The 15,764-nt window shown below is 69.6% G+C and carries 11 protein-coding genes; 2 read left to right on the forward strand and 9 right to left on the reverse strand.

The genetic code is table 11. From position 1 onward, the window contains the following. From R7226_RS08430 to R7226_RS08470, 9 genes are all read right to left on the reverse strand, one after another. A partial coding sequence (locus R7226_RS08430) for an MMPL family transporter (protein WP_318596628.1) occupies nucleotides 1-1,429 on the reverse strand: 1,429 nt, incomplete at its 3' end. Beyond that, nucleotides 1,426-2,922, reverse strand: coding sequence for an MCE family protein (locus tag R7226_RS08435; RefSeq protein ID WP_318596629.1), 1,497 nt, complete (start codon nucleotides 2,920-2,922; stop codon nucleotides 1,426-1,428). The genes R7226_RS08430 and R7226_RS08435, both read right to left, overlap by 4 nt. A 40-nt stretch (nucleotides 2,923-2,962) precedes the next feature. Then, entirely contained in the window at nucleotides 2,963-4,294 is a 1,332-nt protein-coding gene (locus R7226_RS08440; protein ID WP_318596630.1) for an MlaD family protein, read from the reverse strand. Beyond that, a complete protein-coding gene (locus R7226_RS08445) occupies nucleotides 4,291-5,991 on the reverse strand; it encodes an MlaD family protein (RefSeq protein ID WP_318596631.1) in 1,701 nt (566 codons plus the stop codon). Before R7226_RS08445 ends, R7226_RS08440 begins: the two co-directional genes overlap by 4 nt. Continuing rightward, nucleotides 5,988-7,463: an MlaD family protein gene (locus tag R7226_RS08450; protein WP_318596632.1), complete on the reverse strand. Its 1,476-nt coding sequence runs from the start codon at nucleotides 7,461-7,463 to the stop codon at nucleotides 5,988-5,990. The genes R7226_RS08445 and R7226_RS08450 overlap by 4 nt, the downstream gene beginning before the upstream one ends. Continuing rightward, nucleotides 7,460-8,968 (reverse strand): MlaD family protein, encoded by a 1,509-nt coding sequence (locus tag R7226_RS08455; RefSeq protein ID WP_318596633.1) that lies wholly within the window; start codon nucleotides 8,966-8,968, stop codon nucleotides 7,460-7,462. Before R7226_RS08455 ends, R7226_RS08450 begins: the two co-directional genes overlap by 4 nt. Continuing rightward, entirely contained in the window at nucleotides 8,965-10,305 is a 1,341-nt protein-coding gene (locus R7226_RS08460) for an MlaD family protein (protein WP_318596634.1), read from the reverse strand. The genes R7226_RS08455 and R7226_RS08460 overlap by 4 nt, the downstream gene beginning before the upstream one ends. A gap of 66 nt (nucleotides 10,306-10,371) precedes the next feature. After that, a complete protein-coding gene (locus tag R7226_RS08465) occupies nucleotides 10,372-11,391 on the reverse strand; it encodes an ABC transporter ATP-binding protein (RefSeq protein ID WP_318596635.1) in 1,020 nt (339 codons plus the stop codon). A 31-nt stretch (nucleotides 11,392-11,422) separates the two neighbouring features. Beyond that, nucleotides 11,423-12,163: an MlaE family ABC transporter permease gene (locus R7226_RS08470; protein ID WP_318596636.1), complete on the reverse strand. Its 741-nt coding sequence runs from the start codon at nucleotides 12,161-12,163 to the stop codon at nucleotides 11,423-11,425. Nucleotides 12,164-12,480: 317 nt separating this feature from the next. Here R7226_RS08470 and R7226_RS08475 point away from each other — a divergent pair, with 317 nt between their 5' ends. After that, the gene (locus R7226_RS08475; protein ID WP_318596637.1) at nucleotides 12,481-13,068 is read left to right on the forward strand and encodes a hypothetical protein; all 588 of its coding nucleotides are present in this window, start codon (nucleotides 12,481-12,483) and stop codon (nucleotides 13,066-13,068) included. Nucleotides 13,069-13,597: 529 nt separating this feature from the next. After that, a complete protein-coding gene (locus R7226_RS08480; protein WP_318596638.1) occupies nucleotides 13,598-15,751 on the forward strand; it encodes a glutamine synthetase III family protein in 2,154 nt (717 codons plus the stop codon). Nucleotides 15,752-15,764: the final 13 nt, after the last annotated feature.

Genomic DNA, 15,764 nt, shown 5'->3' on the forward strand with positions numbered 1-15,764 from the left:
CGCCAGCGAGCACGCGGCGGACGCGGCCGAGGCGGGAGTCGCCCCCCGCGCCGCGCCGCCCGCCGAGCGCGAGCGCGGCCGCGCCGGCCGTCAGCGTGACGGCGAAGGAGAGCGCGATGCCGACGACCAGCAGCAGGCCGAAGCCGCGCACCATCGGGACCGGCGACAGCAGCAGGACGAGGAAGCCGGTCGCGGTCGCCAGCGCCGCGGTCGCGATCGTCGGCGCGCCCGCACGCGCGGCCCGCCCGACGGCATCGGCGCCGCCGTGCCCGGCGGCGCGTTCCTCCTCGACGCGCGACTGGAACTGGATCGCGTAGTCGACGGCGAGGCCGATCAGCACCGGCAGCACCGCGATCGACGCCATCGTCAGCTCGACGCCGGCAAGCCGCATCAGCCCGAACGTCAGGCCGGCGGCCGACAACGCCAGCAGCAGCGGCAGCAGGCGCAGCCGCGCGCGGAAGACGAGCAGCAGCACCAGCGCCATCGCCGCGATCGCCCCGCCGAGCAGCAGGCCCAGCTCGCTCGTGACCGTGTCGGCGAGGTCGCCGACGACGACCGGCACGCCCGAGACGACGAAGCTCCCGCCGCCTCTCAGTCTGAACATCGGCATCGCGACCGCGTCGCGCACGAGCGCGATCGCCTCGGCGCGCTCGGCCGGCGTCAGGTCGTCACGCAGCCGCACCTGAATCAACGCCGCGTCTCTGTTGGGGAAGAGGTAGGCGAAGCGCGCCGCGGGCTCGTCGGCGCCGCGCGAGGCGTCGAAGACGATCTGCGAGACGAACGCTCTGTTGTCGATCTGCGGCAGCCCCTGAAGGCCGCTGTTGAGCGCCAGGTCCTGCAGTCTCTGGACGACCTGCTGCGACGCTCTGGACGCCGCCTGCTCACCGGCGCGCTTCTGCTCGGCCGCGCTCTTGCCCGCTCTCTTCGCGGTCGCGAGGGCGTTTCTGCGCGCGGTCTCGGCCTCCGCTCTCGCCTTCCCGATCTCGTCGTAGAAGGCATCCTGGATCGAGCGCGCCGCTTCGTTGAGGAAGGTGCCGGGCCCGTAGACGACGCGGGCGGGCTTCAGCTCCGCCAGCTGCGCGCAGGCGCTGCCAGCGCCGCCGTACGGTCTCGCGCCGCTCGGGACATTGCCGCCGAGGCAGCCTTCGAGCTGGATCAAGCGCCCGAGGTCGTCGGTCAGCACGAGGTCCGCCACGCGCTGCTGGACGAGCACGAGGATCGCGTCGTCGCCGAAGTCGCGGTGGAACTCGGCCGTCGCTCTGCCGGCATCCGAGGAGCGGCCGGCGAGCGTGTCCGTGCTCGTGCTCGCCTGCAATCCGAGCGCCAGCGCGCCGCCGCCGAGCGCGAGCGCGACGACGGCGAGCAGGACGGCGAGCGGGTGGGCCGCGGCGGCCCGGGCGACGCGTTCGAGGCCCGCGCGCGCCGTCACGGCTGGGTCGGCGGGTCCGCCACGACGTGCGGGTAGTCACCGGCGAAGCCGGGGAATCTGCCCTGCAGGCGGCATGGCGGCGCCGGGACGTCGGTGTAGCTGCCGCTGGTGATGTTGCTCGATCCGGGCGGGTCGGCGGTGACGCGGAACGCGATCAGCTGCAGGAACGAAGCGGCGTCGGCGCCGATGCCGCCGATGATCGTCGGCAGGTCAGCCGGCAGGTTCGGCACCGGCCGCAGACCGTCGGCGCACTGGCGCGTCTCGAACGAGGAGAGACCGCGGATCAGCTCATTGCTCGTGCCCGGCGAGCGGTAGGCGTTGCCGCGGTTGTACGCGAGCCGCTCCGGATAGAGGCCGAGCGCCTCCGGCGTCACCGGTGCTCCCGCGCGCAACGTTCCGGGCGCGCCGTTCGGGCTGATCGCGTTCGCAGCCGAGGCGAAGTTGCCGAAGAAGGCGTCGATCTCGGGCAGGTAGTCGCCGAGGAAGGCGAGCACCGGGTTGAGCGTGCGCGTGAACGGGTCGAGCTGGCCGAGCGACGGACGCAGGTCGTCGAGGAAGCGCGAGAAGGCCGGCAGCCCTCTGTAGGACGCTCTGATCAGCGGCCCGAGGTCGACGAAGAAGTCGCGGAACGGCGGTGCCAGCCGCTCGAGCGACTGCAGCGTCGGGCTCAGCTGACGCGCGACCGGCTGCAGCTGCAGCACAAGCGGGTCAGCGTTTCTGGCGAAGGCGTCGAGCGCCTCGACGGTCAGCTTCGACTCGCGCTCGAAGGTCGGCAGCGCGCGGAAGGTCGCCTGCAGCGCCTCGTTGCGGTCGGCGACAGTCGCGAAGACCCGGTTGGAGTTGGTGATCAGCTGGCCCAGCTCGTCGTTGCGGCCGGCGAGCGCGTCGAAGACGATGCCGGTGTTGCTGATCAGCGCCCGCACCTCGGGTCTCTGTCTGTCGAGCAGCTCGAGCAGCGTGTTGGTGTTCTCGGCGAACGGCGCGAGGTTGCCGAGCGCGTCGTTGAAGTCCTGACCGCGGCCTCTGAGGCCCTCGGCGGCCGACTGCATCCAGACCTGGAAGTCGCGCCGGGTCTTCTCGTCGAGCGAGCGGAAGATCTCGTCGAGCTCGACCGTTCTCTGCACCTGCGAGGCGTCCAGCGTTCCGCCTTCCGGCAGCAGACCGTCGGCCTTGTTGCCGGGCGTCAGCTCGACGTAGGTCTCGCCGAGCAGCGTCTTCTGACGCAGGATCGCGCGCGCGTCTCTCGGGATCGGCGCGTAGCGCTCGTCGAGCTGGATCGTCGCGTCGGTCGTGTCGCCGGGGCCGAGCTCCAACTTCGCGACCTTGCCGACCGGCACGCCGGAGATGCGCACGTCGGCCTGCTGCGCCAGCTGCGCGGCCTCCGGGAAGTACGCGTGGAACTGGTAGCCCTTCGGCTTCAGCGGCGCCGAGCCGCCGAACGACAGCCACAGGTAGAGCAGCAGCCCGAAACAGGACAGGGCGAAGCCCGCCATGATGAGGATGCGACCGAGTGTCGGAGCTTGCTTCTGCATCTCATCTACCGCAGAACGCGGGGCTCGAAGAGGGCAGGTTCGAAAGCTGCGTGACCAGCGTGAGTGCGGCACCCGCGATCTCGGTCGACCCCTTCACGCCGGCGACCCCTCTGAGGTTGAAGCAGTTGACGTAGATGGAAGAGCGGAGGCTCGCCCCGTTGGCGTCCTGCGACGCGAGCGACGAGTTCGCGAGGTGGCCGAGCCACGTCAGGTAGAAGAGGTAGCCCTCTCTGCCTCTGTCTCTGTTCGCGAGCGCATTGAGGAACTCGTTGAGGATCGAGAAGGTCGTGACGAGGTCGGGCGCGGCCGCGGCGAGCCGCTGCGCGGCCGGGCGCAGCGTCTTGACGACCGGCGTCGCGGCGACGGTGAACGGCCGGATCTGCTCCTCGATGATCGGCGTCGTCTCCACCAGGAACGGCCGCGTCGCGCTAAGCGCCGGGCCGAGTGAGCGCGCGAACGGGCGCAGCGCCTGCAGCGCCGGACCGGCGGTGTCGGCGAACTGTCTCGTCGCCGTCAGCGCGGACTGCGTCTGCTCCAAGGTCGAGGGCAGCTTCGCCAGCGTCTGCTCGATGTTGTCGCTCTGCGCCGCGAAGCGCTGGAAGACGGCCTGGGAGCTGTCGACGAACTCGGCGAGACGCTTGTCGTCCTTGCTGAGCGCGTCGGTCAGCACGCCGAAGTTGGTGACCGCCCGTCTGATGTGTCTGCGCCGCGTGGTCAGCAGCTCGGTCGCCGCTCTCGCGTCTCTGGCGAGCGGGTCGAAGCGGCGGAAGACCTGCGCCAGCTCTTCGCCGTTGCCGGTCAGGCCGACCGCGGCGGTGTTGAGCAGCAGCTGCAGGTAGGCGCGCGTGTCGCCGTCGAGGACCGCGAGGATCTCGTCGAGGTTGACGTCCGGTCTCGTCTGCGAGATCGGCACCGTGTAGCCGTCGGGGACGCGTCTGCCGCCGTCGGCTCTGGAGCCGGGGTCGAGCTCGACGACCATGTCCTTGAGGCCGGTCTTCGGCCGCAGCAGCATCGTCGCGTTCGTGTAGATGTGGGCGTATCTCGGCTCGACGCGCATCGTCACGAGCGCGCGCCCGTCCTTCAGCTCGACGTTGGAGATCTCGCCGACCTGGACGCCGGCGATGTCGACTGTCTGGCCCTGGCCCGGCGTGACCGCCTGCGCGGTCGAGAACTCGCCCTTGAGGATGAAGTCCTCTCTGCCGACGATCGGCACCCAGCTGGGGAAGTAGATCCGCTGGTTGGCGAGGATGTAGCCGCCGACTATCGCGGCGACGACGACGAGAGCGAGGATCGCGATGAAGTCGCGCAGGTGCTTGCGGATCGCCGTCGTCATCTCGTCTCGCCGTTCGCGAGCGGATTGAGCCGCGAGAGCAACTGGGCGCCGAGCGAGGCGGTCGCGGCAGCGTCGTCAGACGGCGTCGCTGCAATGCTGGCAGGTGCCGTCGACTCAGGGGTCGTCGTCGTACCCGGGGTCGGCGGGTCTCTTACGACCGGGAGTGGCGTCGGAACCACGACGCTGCGAGGCGCCGCCCCGGGCCCGGCCTGCGGGCCGTTCAGATCCGGCACGCCGGCCCGCTTGCACGGGTTGGTCGTGCGGATCATCACCGGATCGCTGGGGTAGAGCGGCCGCGTCCCGAGCGGTCTCTCGGTCGCGGTGCCGATCAGCGTCTTGCCGGTTCTGTCGCCGGGCAGGTACTTCGAGTAGCCCGGCGCAACCTGGTACTCGCCACCGCCAGCCGCGGCCCGCAAGAAGGCGCCATTGCCGTCGAAGCTCTGGCCCGCAGCCGTCAGGCCGGCGAGGCCGTACCAGAACTCCTTGTACGCCTCGACGACGCTGCCGTCGGAGCGACGGGTGCTGAGCGCGCCGTCGTCGAGTCTGACGTTGCCGGCCGGCAGGATCACCTTGTCGAAGCACTGCGCGAAGTCGTCGATCTCGGGCAGCAGCTCGAGCGACTGGTCGGTCAGTCTCGCGAGGTCTCTCGTCGCCGGAGTCAGCTGCGCCATCAGGCCCTGCAGCTCGTCGGGACCGAGCAGCGCGCGCGTCTGCTCTATCCACGGGAAGGCGGCGTCGACCGTCGCGGCCGTCTGGCGCACGCCCGGCAGGATCTCCTTGGCGAAGGCGCGCACCGGAGGCAGTGCTCTGTCGAAGCTGTTGAGCGCGTCTCTCGCGGTCGCCAGCGTCGTCGGCAGCAGCCGCAGCGTCTCGCTGAGGGCGCCGCTCTGGTTGGCGAAGGCGCTGGCGGTCAGGTTGAAGTTCACGATCAGGCTCTGCAGCTGGCCTTCGCGTCTCTCCAGCGTTCTCGCCAGTCTGGCGATCCCCGCGATCGTGCGCGCCAGGTCGCCCGGCTGCTCGCCGAGGAGCGCGTCCTGGACGATCGCCGCGCCCTTCAACGCGGGGCCGGCGTTGTCGTAGGAGCGGTTTATCGCCTCGGCGCCGGTCAGGCCGCGCACGTCCGGCGGCAGCTCGGCGTCCTGCTCCGGCGTCGGCTTCGAGTTGAGCGCGGTGCCGTACTCCGACAGGACGTGCTGGAGATCCTCGCGCGAGTCCGACTGCAGCGCGGTCAGCAGCTGGTCGAGCTGGACCGGCGTCGAGGTCTGCGCGACCGGGATCGTGCCGCCATCGGGGATGTCCGGTGAGCCGGGCGTGCCGGGCTTGAGGTCGACGAAGAAGTTGCCCTCGAGGAAGATGCGCGGCCGGATCTTCGCGGTCGCGTCTCTGTGCAGCGGCAGCCCCGCGTCGTCGATCTCCATCGTGACCTGCGAGAGGTTCGTGTCCTTGTAGCGGCCGACCGACTTGACCTTGCCGACGTTGACGCCGGCGATGCGGACCGGCGAGCCGGCGCGCAGGTTGTTCGACGTCTCGAAGACGGCCGTGACGCGGTAGCCGTTCGTGAACGGGATGTCCTTCGCGAAGGCGAGGTAGACCGGCACGATCAGCACGATCAGCGCGATCAGGCCGACGCGGAAGCGGCTCCACTGTCTGCGACGCGTCGGCGGCACCGCGCGGCTGTCTCTTCTCGCGGGGCTCATCTGGGCACGTCCACGGGGACGAAGACGTCGAACGGTCTCTCGGTGACGACCGTGGTGCGCTTCGGATTGCCGAGCGTGCCGGGCGGGTTCCCTATCAGCGTTCTTCCGACGACGTATCTCTCCTGCCCCGTCATGCAGGTGCCGTTCTGGCCCGGCGCGCCGACGAGCGGATAGGGATTGGCATGGAGGTTGTTGACCGGGTTGGTGCTGAACGTCGGCGGAGCATCGGCCGGCGCCGAGGACGGCCCCGCCTCGCTGTTCGGGCCGATCGGGAGCCCGAACGGGGCGATATTGACCCACGATCCCGACGGGTTAGGGCTCGTGTCGTGGTCGGCGAGGATCGATGCTGAGTTGTTCAGGAACAGCGCGATGTAGTTGCAGCTCTGCTGCATCGACGACAGGTTGGCGATCGTCGGCGAGAGTACGTTCAGCGTTCTGTTGAGGCCGGAGATGCCGAGCGGCACCTGCGGATCCTCGGCGAATGCCTCGACCGATCTCATCGTGCGCCCGAGCCGCTCGTTGAGCGCCGCGGCGCTTCTGACGGTCTGCGTGCCGATGGTGAACGCCTCGGCCAGGACCGGCGCGGAGGTGCGCAGCGCCTGCGCCCCGGGCTGCAGCTCGCGGAACAGCTCGGCCGAGTCCGACAGGAAGGTTCGCTGGAACGGAGCTGCCGCGATGAACGTCTCCATCGCCGGCGGGCCGCCCGCGATCGACTCCTGCAAGTAAGGGTCGGCGATCGCGGCGAAGGCGTCGAACGTCGTCGAGAGGTTGCGGAACAGCTCGCCCTGCTGCTCGGCGACCGGCGCCACCGCGGCGGCCGCGCGGCCGAGACCGCGGAAGAAGCCGCGCAGGTCGGTCTCCGGCGCGTTGATGTTGCCGAGCACCGGGATCAGGTTTCTCGTCAGCGGGTCGAGCTCGGCGATCGCGACGTTGAGGTCGACGCCGCGGCCGGCGAGCGCGTCGCCGAAGATCTTCAGGTTCGCCTGGTTCGCCGCGCGCGTTCTCTCGTCGAACATGTTGAAGAACTCGTCGATCTCGACCGGTCTCGGCGTCGCGTTCTCGATCGGGATCGTGGCGCCGGCGGCGAGCCCTCTGTCGGAGTCGCCGCGCGTGATCTCGAGGTACTTGAGGCCGACCGCCGAGCGCGGCCGCACGATCAGCGTCGAGTTCTGCGGCAGCGGGTCGACGGTCGTGTCGAGCTTGAGCGTCAGCCTCGCCGTGACTCTGCCGTTTCTGTGCACGACGGGGTCGATCGCGGAGATGATCCCGACGCGGTCGCCGCCGATGCGGACCTCATTGCCCGTCACGAGGTTGGCGGCGTCGTGGACGTCCGCGTAGAGACGGTAGGTCGGCACGAACGGCAGGCCGTTGTTGGCGTTGTAGGCGAGGAAGACCGCGACAATCACGACCAGCACGGTCGCGGCGCCGATCAGCACCGGGTTGGCCGCCACGGATGTGCTGCGGCGGTTCATCGCACGGCCTCGCTTCCGAGCAGGTAGCCGAGCACGCCGGTGCGCGGATCGGCAGCCGCGTCGGCCGGCGGATCAGCGGCACCGCCGGTGTCCGCCGGGTCGGTCTGCGCGGTCGCCGGTTCGCTGTCGGCGGGCTCCTCGCGCTGGGCGGCCGGCAGCGTCACGGTCGGCAGTCTCAGCGCGTCCGCCGACGGCTCCGTCTGCGCTGTGACCGCCTGCTCCTGCGTCGCCGCCGAGGTGGCGTTGGGATCGGCGTCGACCTCGTCGAAGCTCTGTCTGACGTTCCACGTCGCGCTGCAACCAGTCGGCGCCACCTCGTATCTGAGGCACTGAGTCAGCAGCGCGTACACGCGCGCGTAGTGGCTGACCGAGTCGTAGCCGTTCATCGAGCCGGCGAAGCCGAGCACGGTGCGCATGAAGTTCTCGATGCCGTACTGGCCTCTGAGGCTTCTGAGGCCGCCGGCGAAGTCTCTGCCGAGCGGGCCGGCGGCGCGCGCCAGCTGGTCGATGTCCTGGATCACCGGTCTGGCGGCGAGCAGTGCTCTTCTGCTGATCTCGGCGGCGTCGCCGAGCGTGCGGAAGGTCGGCAGCGCCGCCTCCGAGAACGGGCCGAGCTGCGCGAACAGCTGGTTGATCGACGGCGCGGCGGCGCCGAGGTCCTCGAAGACCGGCGTCGCGGCGTTGGAGAACTCCTCGAGTCTCTCCATCGTCGGCGTGAACTCGTCGAGGAACTGCGGCAGCAGCTCGAAGTTGCGCTCGAGCGCGTCGCCCTGCTGGGCGGTCGCGGTCGCCGTCACGGCTGCCTTGTCGATGAAGTTGCTGATCGACTCGCGTTCGCGGGCGAGCACGGTCAGGTCGACGTCGGAGTCCTCGGCCAGTCTCGCCAGCACCTCGTTCTCCTCGCCGAGCGTCTTCAGCAGACGGTCGAACTCGTCGAGCGCGGGGTTGGCGCGGCGGATCGCCGCTCTCAGCTCCTCGCCGTTGCCGGCGAGGCCGGTGCCCAGCTCGTTGATGATCACCGCGAACCGCTGCCGCTCGGGCAGCTGCATCACGTTGTTCAGCATGTCGAGGTCGACCGGCGAGGAGGTGCGGTCGATCGGCAGCAGGTACTCGCCCTTGCCCGGACCCTCTCTGATCTGTCTCAGCGACGGCGACGGTCTCTCGCCCTCGTTGCGCGGCTGCGTCGGCTGGCAGGCGACGTACTTCTCGCCGAGCAGCGACTGCAGGCGCACGGCGCATCTGGCGTCCTGCTTGAAGTCTCTGAAGGCCGGGTCGGTGATCTCCAGCACGACCGCCGCCTTGCGCTCCGGCGTCACGTCGAGCGAGGCGATCGTGCCGACGACGACGCCGGAGACCTTGACGTCCTCGCCGGGGACGAGGAAGCCGGCGTTGTCGAAGATCGCGCGGACCTTGTAGCCGTCGCTGTCGCCGCCGGCGCCGGTGGCGACCACCAGCACGACCAGCGCCGCGAGCGCGACCGCCGCTATGCCGATCAGCCGCTTCACGGGCCGGTGAGGGTGTCGGAGGGGGCGCAGTCGCCGCCGGGCGCAAGCCACGGGTTGGAGCCGTCCGGCCGCGCCTGGCTGGCGCCGCCCGGGCAGCGGCGCGTCGCGTCGGCTCTCTGGTTCAGGAAGCGCTGGTCCGGCGAGACCGGGTTCAGCACCTCGGAGCCGTCGGCGCCCTGCGAGTAGGTGAAGGCGCCGAAGTTCGCGAGCGCGCGGGCGTAGTGGCCGTTGGCGTCGTAGTTGGCCGTCGACTGGCCGAAGCTGCGCAGCCAGCCGACCAGCTCCGGCGTGTACGGGCGGAAGAAGTCGACGACCGGCTGGCCTTGGCGCATCGCCTTGACGGAGTTCTCGAAGGCCGGCGAGCCGACGCGCTGCAGCTCGGGCAGCATCCGCACGAGGTCGGTCGCGTCGTTGTCGGGGCCGGGCGTGTTGACGAAGGCGCTCAGGTCGGTGAAGGTCGGGACGGCCTCGTCGACGAGCGGCCGGAACTCGCCGAAGAATCTCGCGAGGTCCTTCGTCGCCGGCTTGGAGGCGTCGACGAGCGGGTTGAGGTCGTCGAGCGCGGAGCGCAGGTCGACGAAGGTCGTGTTCGCCTCGCGCAGCGTCCCGGGCAGCTCGTCGAGCGTCTCCGCGAGCCCCTGGTTCTCGCTCGCGATCGCGCCCATCATCACGTTGAGGCTGCCGATCAGCGCCGACAGCTCGTTGCGCTTCTCGCCGACGGCGGAGACGACGCGCGCGCCGCTGACGATCGCGGCCTCGAGGTTTCTCTGGTCGCGCGTCAGCTCGAGCATCAGCTTCGAGGTCGAGGAGAGCGCGGGGCTGAGGTACTTCGCCGCCTCCTGGACCTCTCTCGTCTTGCCCTCGTACTGGGTCGCGGAGCCCTGGATCACGTTGACGAGCCCCTCGCGGGTTCTCTCGTCGAGCGTGTTGAAGAGCTGGTCGATGTCGACGACCGAGGTCGTCGAGGCGGTGTCGAGCGTCGCGCCGGGCTTCAGCTCGGGCGCGCTGTTGGGCCCGGGCGTCAGCGAGATGTAGCGGTTGGCGACGCTGGAGAGCGACGACAGCCGGATCGTCGCGGTCGTCCCCTCGTGCAGCGGCGCGTACGGCTCCTCGACGGTGATCTCGACCGCCGCCTGGTTGTCGTCGGTCAGCGAGATGTCGTCGACGCTGCCGATGCGGCGGCCGCCGATCTGCACGTCGTTGCCTCTCACGAGCTGTCCGGCCGTCTGGAAGACGAGCCGGTACTGCTCGCCGCCGCCACCGCCGAGCAGCACGATCACGACGATCGCGACGACCAGCAGCAGCGCGCCGAGGGCGGCACCGCGCGCGACGGTCACGCGACCGCCTTCCGGCTTGCCGAAACGATGAGGACGACGAAGGTCAAGGGTGGGTTCCGGGCGGACCTACTCCATCCCGAGGGGGCCTTGCGACTCCCCGCTCAGGAATTGGCGGACGAAGGGGTTCTCCGAGGCGAACAGGTCTCTCGCGGGGCCCGACTCGACGATCCGCCCACGCCACAGCACGGCGATGAACTCGGCGACGCGACGGGCGCTGGCGATGTCGTGCGTGATCACGACGTAGGCGCCGCCGTTCTCGGCGTGCACCTCCTTGATCAGCTCGCACAGCAGCGCGGTGCGGACCGGGTCGAGGCCGGAGTCGGGCTCGTCGAAGAGCACGATCTCTGGATCGAGCACGAGCGCGCGCGCGAAGCCCGCGCGCTTGCGCATGCCGCCCGACAGCTCGTTCGGCATCTTGTCGTTGGAGGAGCCGAGGCCGACCTCGCGCAGGCGCCGGTTGACGATGTCGGCGATCTCCTCCTCGCCCTTGTCCGTGTGCTGGCGCAGCGGGAAGGCGACGTTGTCGTAGAGGTTCATCGAGCCGAAGAGGGCGCCGTCCTGGAAGAGGACGCCGAACTTCTTGCGCATCTCGAAGAGGTCGTCGTCGACCATGTTCGGGACCGACTCGCCGTGCACGAGGATGTCGCCCTGGTCCGGGTAGAGCAGCCCGACCATGTGCTTGATGCAGACCGACTTGCCCGTGCCCGACGGGCCGAGGATCATCGAGATCTTGCCCTCTGGGATGCCGAGGTTGAGGCCGCGCAGGACCTCGTTGCGGCCGAACGCCTTGTGGACGTCGATGAACTCGACGGCGTCCTCGACGCCCTCGACGGCGTGGCGGGCCTCGGTGTGCCAGCGGAACTCGTCTTCGTCGGCGCCGGGGACGGCGGCGGCGTCGGGCTGCTCGGAGACGACGGACACACGCGGCTCGAGCGCACGAGTCTCAGGCTCGACCTCAGCTTCAGGGTAGAGGTCCTTCTCCCCGCTGGGATCGTCGATCTCGCCCATCACGTCGCCCTGCTCGGCGGCAGTCGCGTAGTCGCGCTGGTCGTCGTCGAGACGGTCCTTGTCGGAGTCGCGGCTCACACGTTCCTCCCAATGTCGAGTCCGAGCGCCATCAGCGGATCAGGTTGATCTCGGGATGGGTCGCCAGCAGCGTCTGCGTGAAGACGTAGTTGAACGCGAAGATTCCCATGAAAGCTATGACGACCGCCTGGTTGACGGCGCGGCCGACGCCCTCCGCCCCACCCGAGGCGGTCATGCCCTTGTAACAGCAGACGATCGCGATGATCGCGCCGAACAGGGTCGTCTTCAGCATCGACCCCCACAGGTCGGTCGTCGACGCGTTCGTCAGGAAGGTCGCGAAGAACGGCCCCAGCGGCGCGCCGTAGACGACCGTCGCGAGGATGCCGCCGAAGATGCCGAACAGGAGCGCGTAGACGTTGAACAGCCCGGTCACGAGCATCAGCGCGAGAAAGCGCGGCACGACGAGGTTCTTGACCGGGTCGACGCCGAGCACCTGCAACGCGTCCAGCTCCTCGCGGATCTTGCGCGCGCCGAGGTCGGCCGTGATCGCGGTGCCGGCGACGCCGGCGAGCACGATCGCGGTCACGAACGGCGCGAACTCCCGGATGGAAGCGAGCACGAAGAAGCCGCCCAGGCGATCGAGGGCGCCGAACAGGACGAGGAAGTTGGCCGCCTGCAGCCCTGGCGCGCCGTAGCCGAAGGCCACCGTCGAGACGAGCAGCGGGAACCAGCACAGCTTCAGCGCGAACAGGAACTGCGAGATGAACTCGCCGCCGTACGGGTACGGCGGACGGATCGCAGAGACGATCGTCTTGCCCGTCAGGATCATCATGTCGCCGATCTCCTCGAGCGCGTTCCTCGTCGGAGCTAAGGCTCGGTCGGCGACCGTTCGGACCATCTCTCTCTCGTCCTCCCTGGAAAACACGGGAGAAGGCGCTCAAACGGCACCTTCCGCGGCACAGCGTATGGCACGGCTGGGACGCATGCCAAACGAGAACCGTCGCGCCGGCCGAGCGAGAGACAAGCCGATCTATAAACGTCTGTGACTGGCGATCCCGGCGACCTGGGGAACCGGCGAACGGCGACCAGAGCGCGTGCTATGTTCGCGCCGCTGTGCCCGGGAGAGACGCGATCCTGCGAAGCGGAACGGTGGCCCTCACGGCCGCCGCGCTGGCCCTTGCCGGTTGCGGCGGCGGCGAACGCCAGGACGCCGACGACAGCGACGGCACGTACAGAGTCGACGTCGTCACCGCCGAGTTCCCCGCCCAGCAGCATCTCGCCGACGAGACGACGCTCGAGCTGGTCGTCAGAAACGAGAGCGGCAGAACGATCCCGAACCTCTCCGCGACGCTCGAAGCCGTCGGCAGCGACGGCACGCGCGCGGCGGCCTTCAGCCGCACCGACGAGACGCCCGGCCTCTCGTCGCGCTCGCGCCCGGTCTGGATCGTCGACGAGAGTCCCGGCTCGACCGCCTACGGCGACACCTATGCGACCGGACCGGTCGCGCCCGACAGAGAGGGCAGATTCCTCTGGCGGGTCGCGGCGATAGTCCCCGGCAGATACAGACTGACCTATCGCCTCTCCGGCAGCCTCGGCGGCGGCGCGAAGGTCGTCGAGGGCGACGGCGAGCGCGCCAGCGGCAGCTTCGACGTCGACGTCGACCGCCGTCCCGCGCAGGCGCGCGTGACCGCCGACGGCAACGTCGAGCGCGTCCCGGCCTCAGAAGCCAGACGCTGAGCCGCACACAAGGGCCCGCGGCGCTCGCGCGCCACGGGCCCCCGCGCTGCACGGACCGGCACCGCCCGTCATTACGATGCCGGAGCCGAGTTCGGACACCTGATCGGACGCGCCGCCGGCCGAGTGGCGGGCGCTTCGAATGACGGTACGGGCAGTCTGCGCAAGCGGGCCGGAGGGATCTTTGGCCACGTGGCGAAAGATCGCCGCGCCACTTTCGCCACGCCGCCGCGGGCCCCGCTGGCGCGATCCGCGAGGCTCCGCCTTCCGGCGCGATCGTCGCGGCGGGCGATCCGGCCCCTTATAGTCACGCGCGAGGAAGAGGACCCGGCTCGGCGCGCCAGCTCACGGCGATGTCAGGCGGCGAACGGTCACCGCGTTCCTTTGGACATGCGGATAGTGTCGATCCCGCGCAAGCTTCGTAGGCTCGCCGAGCACGGAAATTACGAGCCACCGTCCTTCGCCGTACCGATCAGCGGCGCCGAGCCGGGATGTACCCGGCACGGACGATGGAAAGGAACCACACCCGTCTATGCCCAGAATCCGTCAAGAGAACGTCACTGCGGCCCAGTGGTCGCCCAATGGTGCCACGCTCGGCACCATTGACCTGACGCTTCCCGACAACCAGGTCTTCGGCCAGGACGTCTTCAGCCCGGCCGAGCAGCGCAAGCGGCTGCCGAAGTCCGTCTACAAGCAGCTCCAGTCGACGCTGGAGAACGGCGAGGCGCTCGACAGCTCGCTGGCTGACGCCGTCGCGCTGGCGATGAAGGAGTGGGCGCTGGAGAAGGGCGCGACCCACTACGCCCACTGGTTCCAGCCGCTGACCGGCTCGACCGCCGAGAAGCACGACTCGTTCTACGGCCCCGACGGCGACGGCACCGCGATCGCCGAGTTCTCCGGCAAGGAGCTGATCCAGGGCGAGCCCGACGCCTCCTCCTTCCCGACCGGCGGCCTGCGCGCGACCTTCGAGGCGCGCGGCTACACCGCCTGGGACCCGACCAGCCCCGCGTTCATCCTCGAGAACCCGAACGGCGCGCTGCTCTGCATCCCGACCGCCTTCGCCTCCTGGACGGGCGAGGCGCTCGACACGAAGATCCCGCTGCTGCGCTCGATGGAGGCCCTCTCGACCTCCGCGATCAGAGCGCTGCGCCTGCTCGGCGACGAGCAGTCGCAGAGGATCTTCACGACCGTCGGCCCGGAGCAGGAGTACTTCCTGATCGACGAGCAGTACTACTTCGAGCGCCCCGACCTGATCACGACCGGTCGCACGCTGTTCGGCGCCAAGCCGCCGAAGGGCCACGAGCTCGACGACCACTACTTCGGCTCGATCCCGGAGCGCGTGCTCGCCTACATGCTCGAGGTCGAGCTGGAGCTGGCGAAGCTGGGCGTGCCGATCAAGACGCGCCACAACGAGGTCGCGCCGGCCCAGTACGAGGTCGCGCCGATCTTCGAGAACTCCAACGTCGGCTCCGACCACCAGCAGCTGACGATGCAGGTGCTGCAGACGGTCGCGCGCCGCTACGGCCTCGTCTGCCTCCTGCACGAGAAGCCGTTCGCGGGTGTCAACGGCTCCGGCAAGCACAACAACTGGTCGATGGGCACGGACACGGGCTCGAACCTGCTCGAGCCGGGTGCGACGCCGCACTCGAACCTCTCGTTCCTGTTCTTCTGCACCGCGGTCATCCAGGCCGTCGACAAGCACCAGGGCCTCGTCCGCGCGACGGCCGCCGGCCCCGGTCAGGACCACCGCCTCGGCGCCAACGAGGCGCCGCCGGCGATCATCTCGATCTTCCTCGGCAGAGAGCTCGAGACGGTCTACACGGCGATCGAGAAGGGCGAGGCCGGCGAGGCCGTGCCCGGCTCGTTCCTCGGCCTCGGCACCGACGTGCTGCCGCCGCTGCCGCTCCACGGCGGCGACCGCAACCGCACCAGCCCGTTCGCCTTCACCGGCAACAAGTTCGAGTTCCGCGCGATCGGCTCGACGCAGTCGGTGGCGCTGCCGAACACGGTCCTCAACACGATCGTCGCCGAGGCGATCGACGACCTCTCCGCCCAGCTCGAAGAGGCGCTGAAGGGCGGCGCCTCGCTGGAGGAGGCGCTGCGCCCGGTGCTGCAGAAGAGCTACGCCGCGCACAAGCGCGTCGTCTTCGACGGCGACGGCTACTCGGAGGAGTGGCACAACGAGGCCGCCGAGCGCGGGCTGCTCAACCTCAGAACGACGCCGGACGCGCTGCCGTACTTCGTCGCGGAGGACACCGTCAAGGTGTTCGAGCAGTACAGAGTGCTCTCCGAGCGCGAGCTGGAGTCCCGCTTCGACGTCTTCACCGAGCAGTACGCGGTCAAGATCAACATCGAGGCGGAGACGGCGGCGTCGATCGCGCGCACGCTGCTGCTGCCGGCGGCGCTGCGCCACCTGGCGCTGCTGAAGAGCGCCGGCGTCGAGTCGCTGACCAGCGAGACCCAGACGCTCGTCGACGAGTTCGTCACGGTGATCAAGGCGCTCGAGAACGTCAACCTGAAGGAGAACCAGGAAGACGAGCCGCCGGCCGTGTGGGCGAACTTCCTGCGCGACTCGGTGATCCCCGCGATGGACGCCGTCCGCGAGGTCGCCGACAAGCTGGAGAAGGTCGTCGCCGACGACCTCTGGCCGCTCCCCAAGTACAGCGAGATCCTCTTCATCAAGTAAGCGGCTCGCGACA

The sequence above is a fragment of the Conexibacter stalactiti genome, assembly GCF_033542075.1.
Lineage (GTDB): Bacteria > Actinomycetota > Thermoleophilia > Solirubrobacterales > Solirubrobacteraceae > Conexibacter > Conexibacter stalactiti.

What these genes read in the sequence shown, in the direction of transcription:
- R7226_RS08435 (WP_318596629.1), bottom strand. Translation starts at nt 2,922, where the DNA reads ATGGCGGGCTTCGCCCTGTCCTGTTTCGGGCTGCTGCTCTACCTGTGG.
- R7226_RS08440 (WP_318596630.1), bottom strand. Translation starts at nt 4,294, where the DNA reads ATGACGACGGCGATCCGCAAGCACCTGCGCGACTTCATCGCGATCCTC.
- R7226_RS08445 (WP_318596631.1), bottom strand. Translation starts at nt 5,991, where the DNA reads ATGAGCCCCGCGAGAAGAGACAGCCGCGCGGTGCCGCCGACGCGTCGC.
- R7226_RS08450 (WP_318596632.1), bottom strand. Translation starts at nt 7,463, where the DNA reads ATGAACCGCCGCAGCACATCCGTGGCGGCCAACCCGGTGCTGATCGGC.
- R7226_RS08470 (WP_318596636.1), bottom strand. Translation starts at nt 12,163, where the DNA reads ATGATGATCCTGACGGGCAAGACGATCGTCTCTGCGATCCGTCCGCCG.
- R7226_RS08480 (WP_318596638.1), top strand. Translation starts at nt 13,598, where the DNA reads ATGCCCAGAATCCGTCAAGAGAACGTCACTGCGGCCCAGTGGTCGCCC.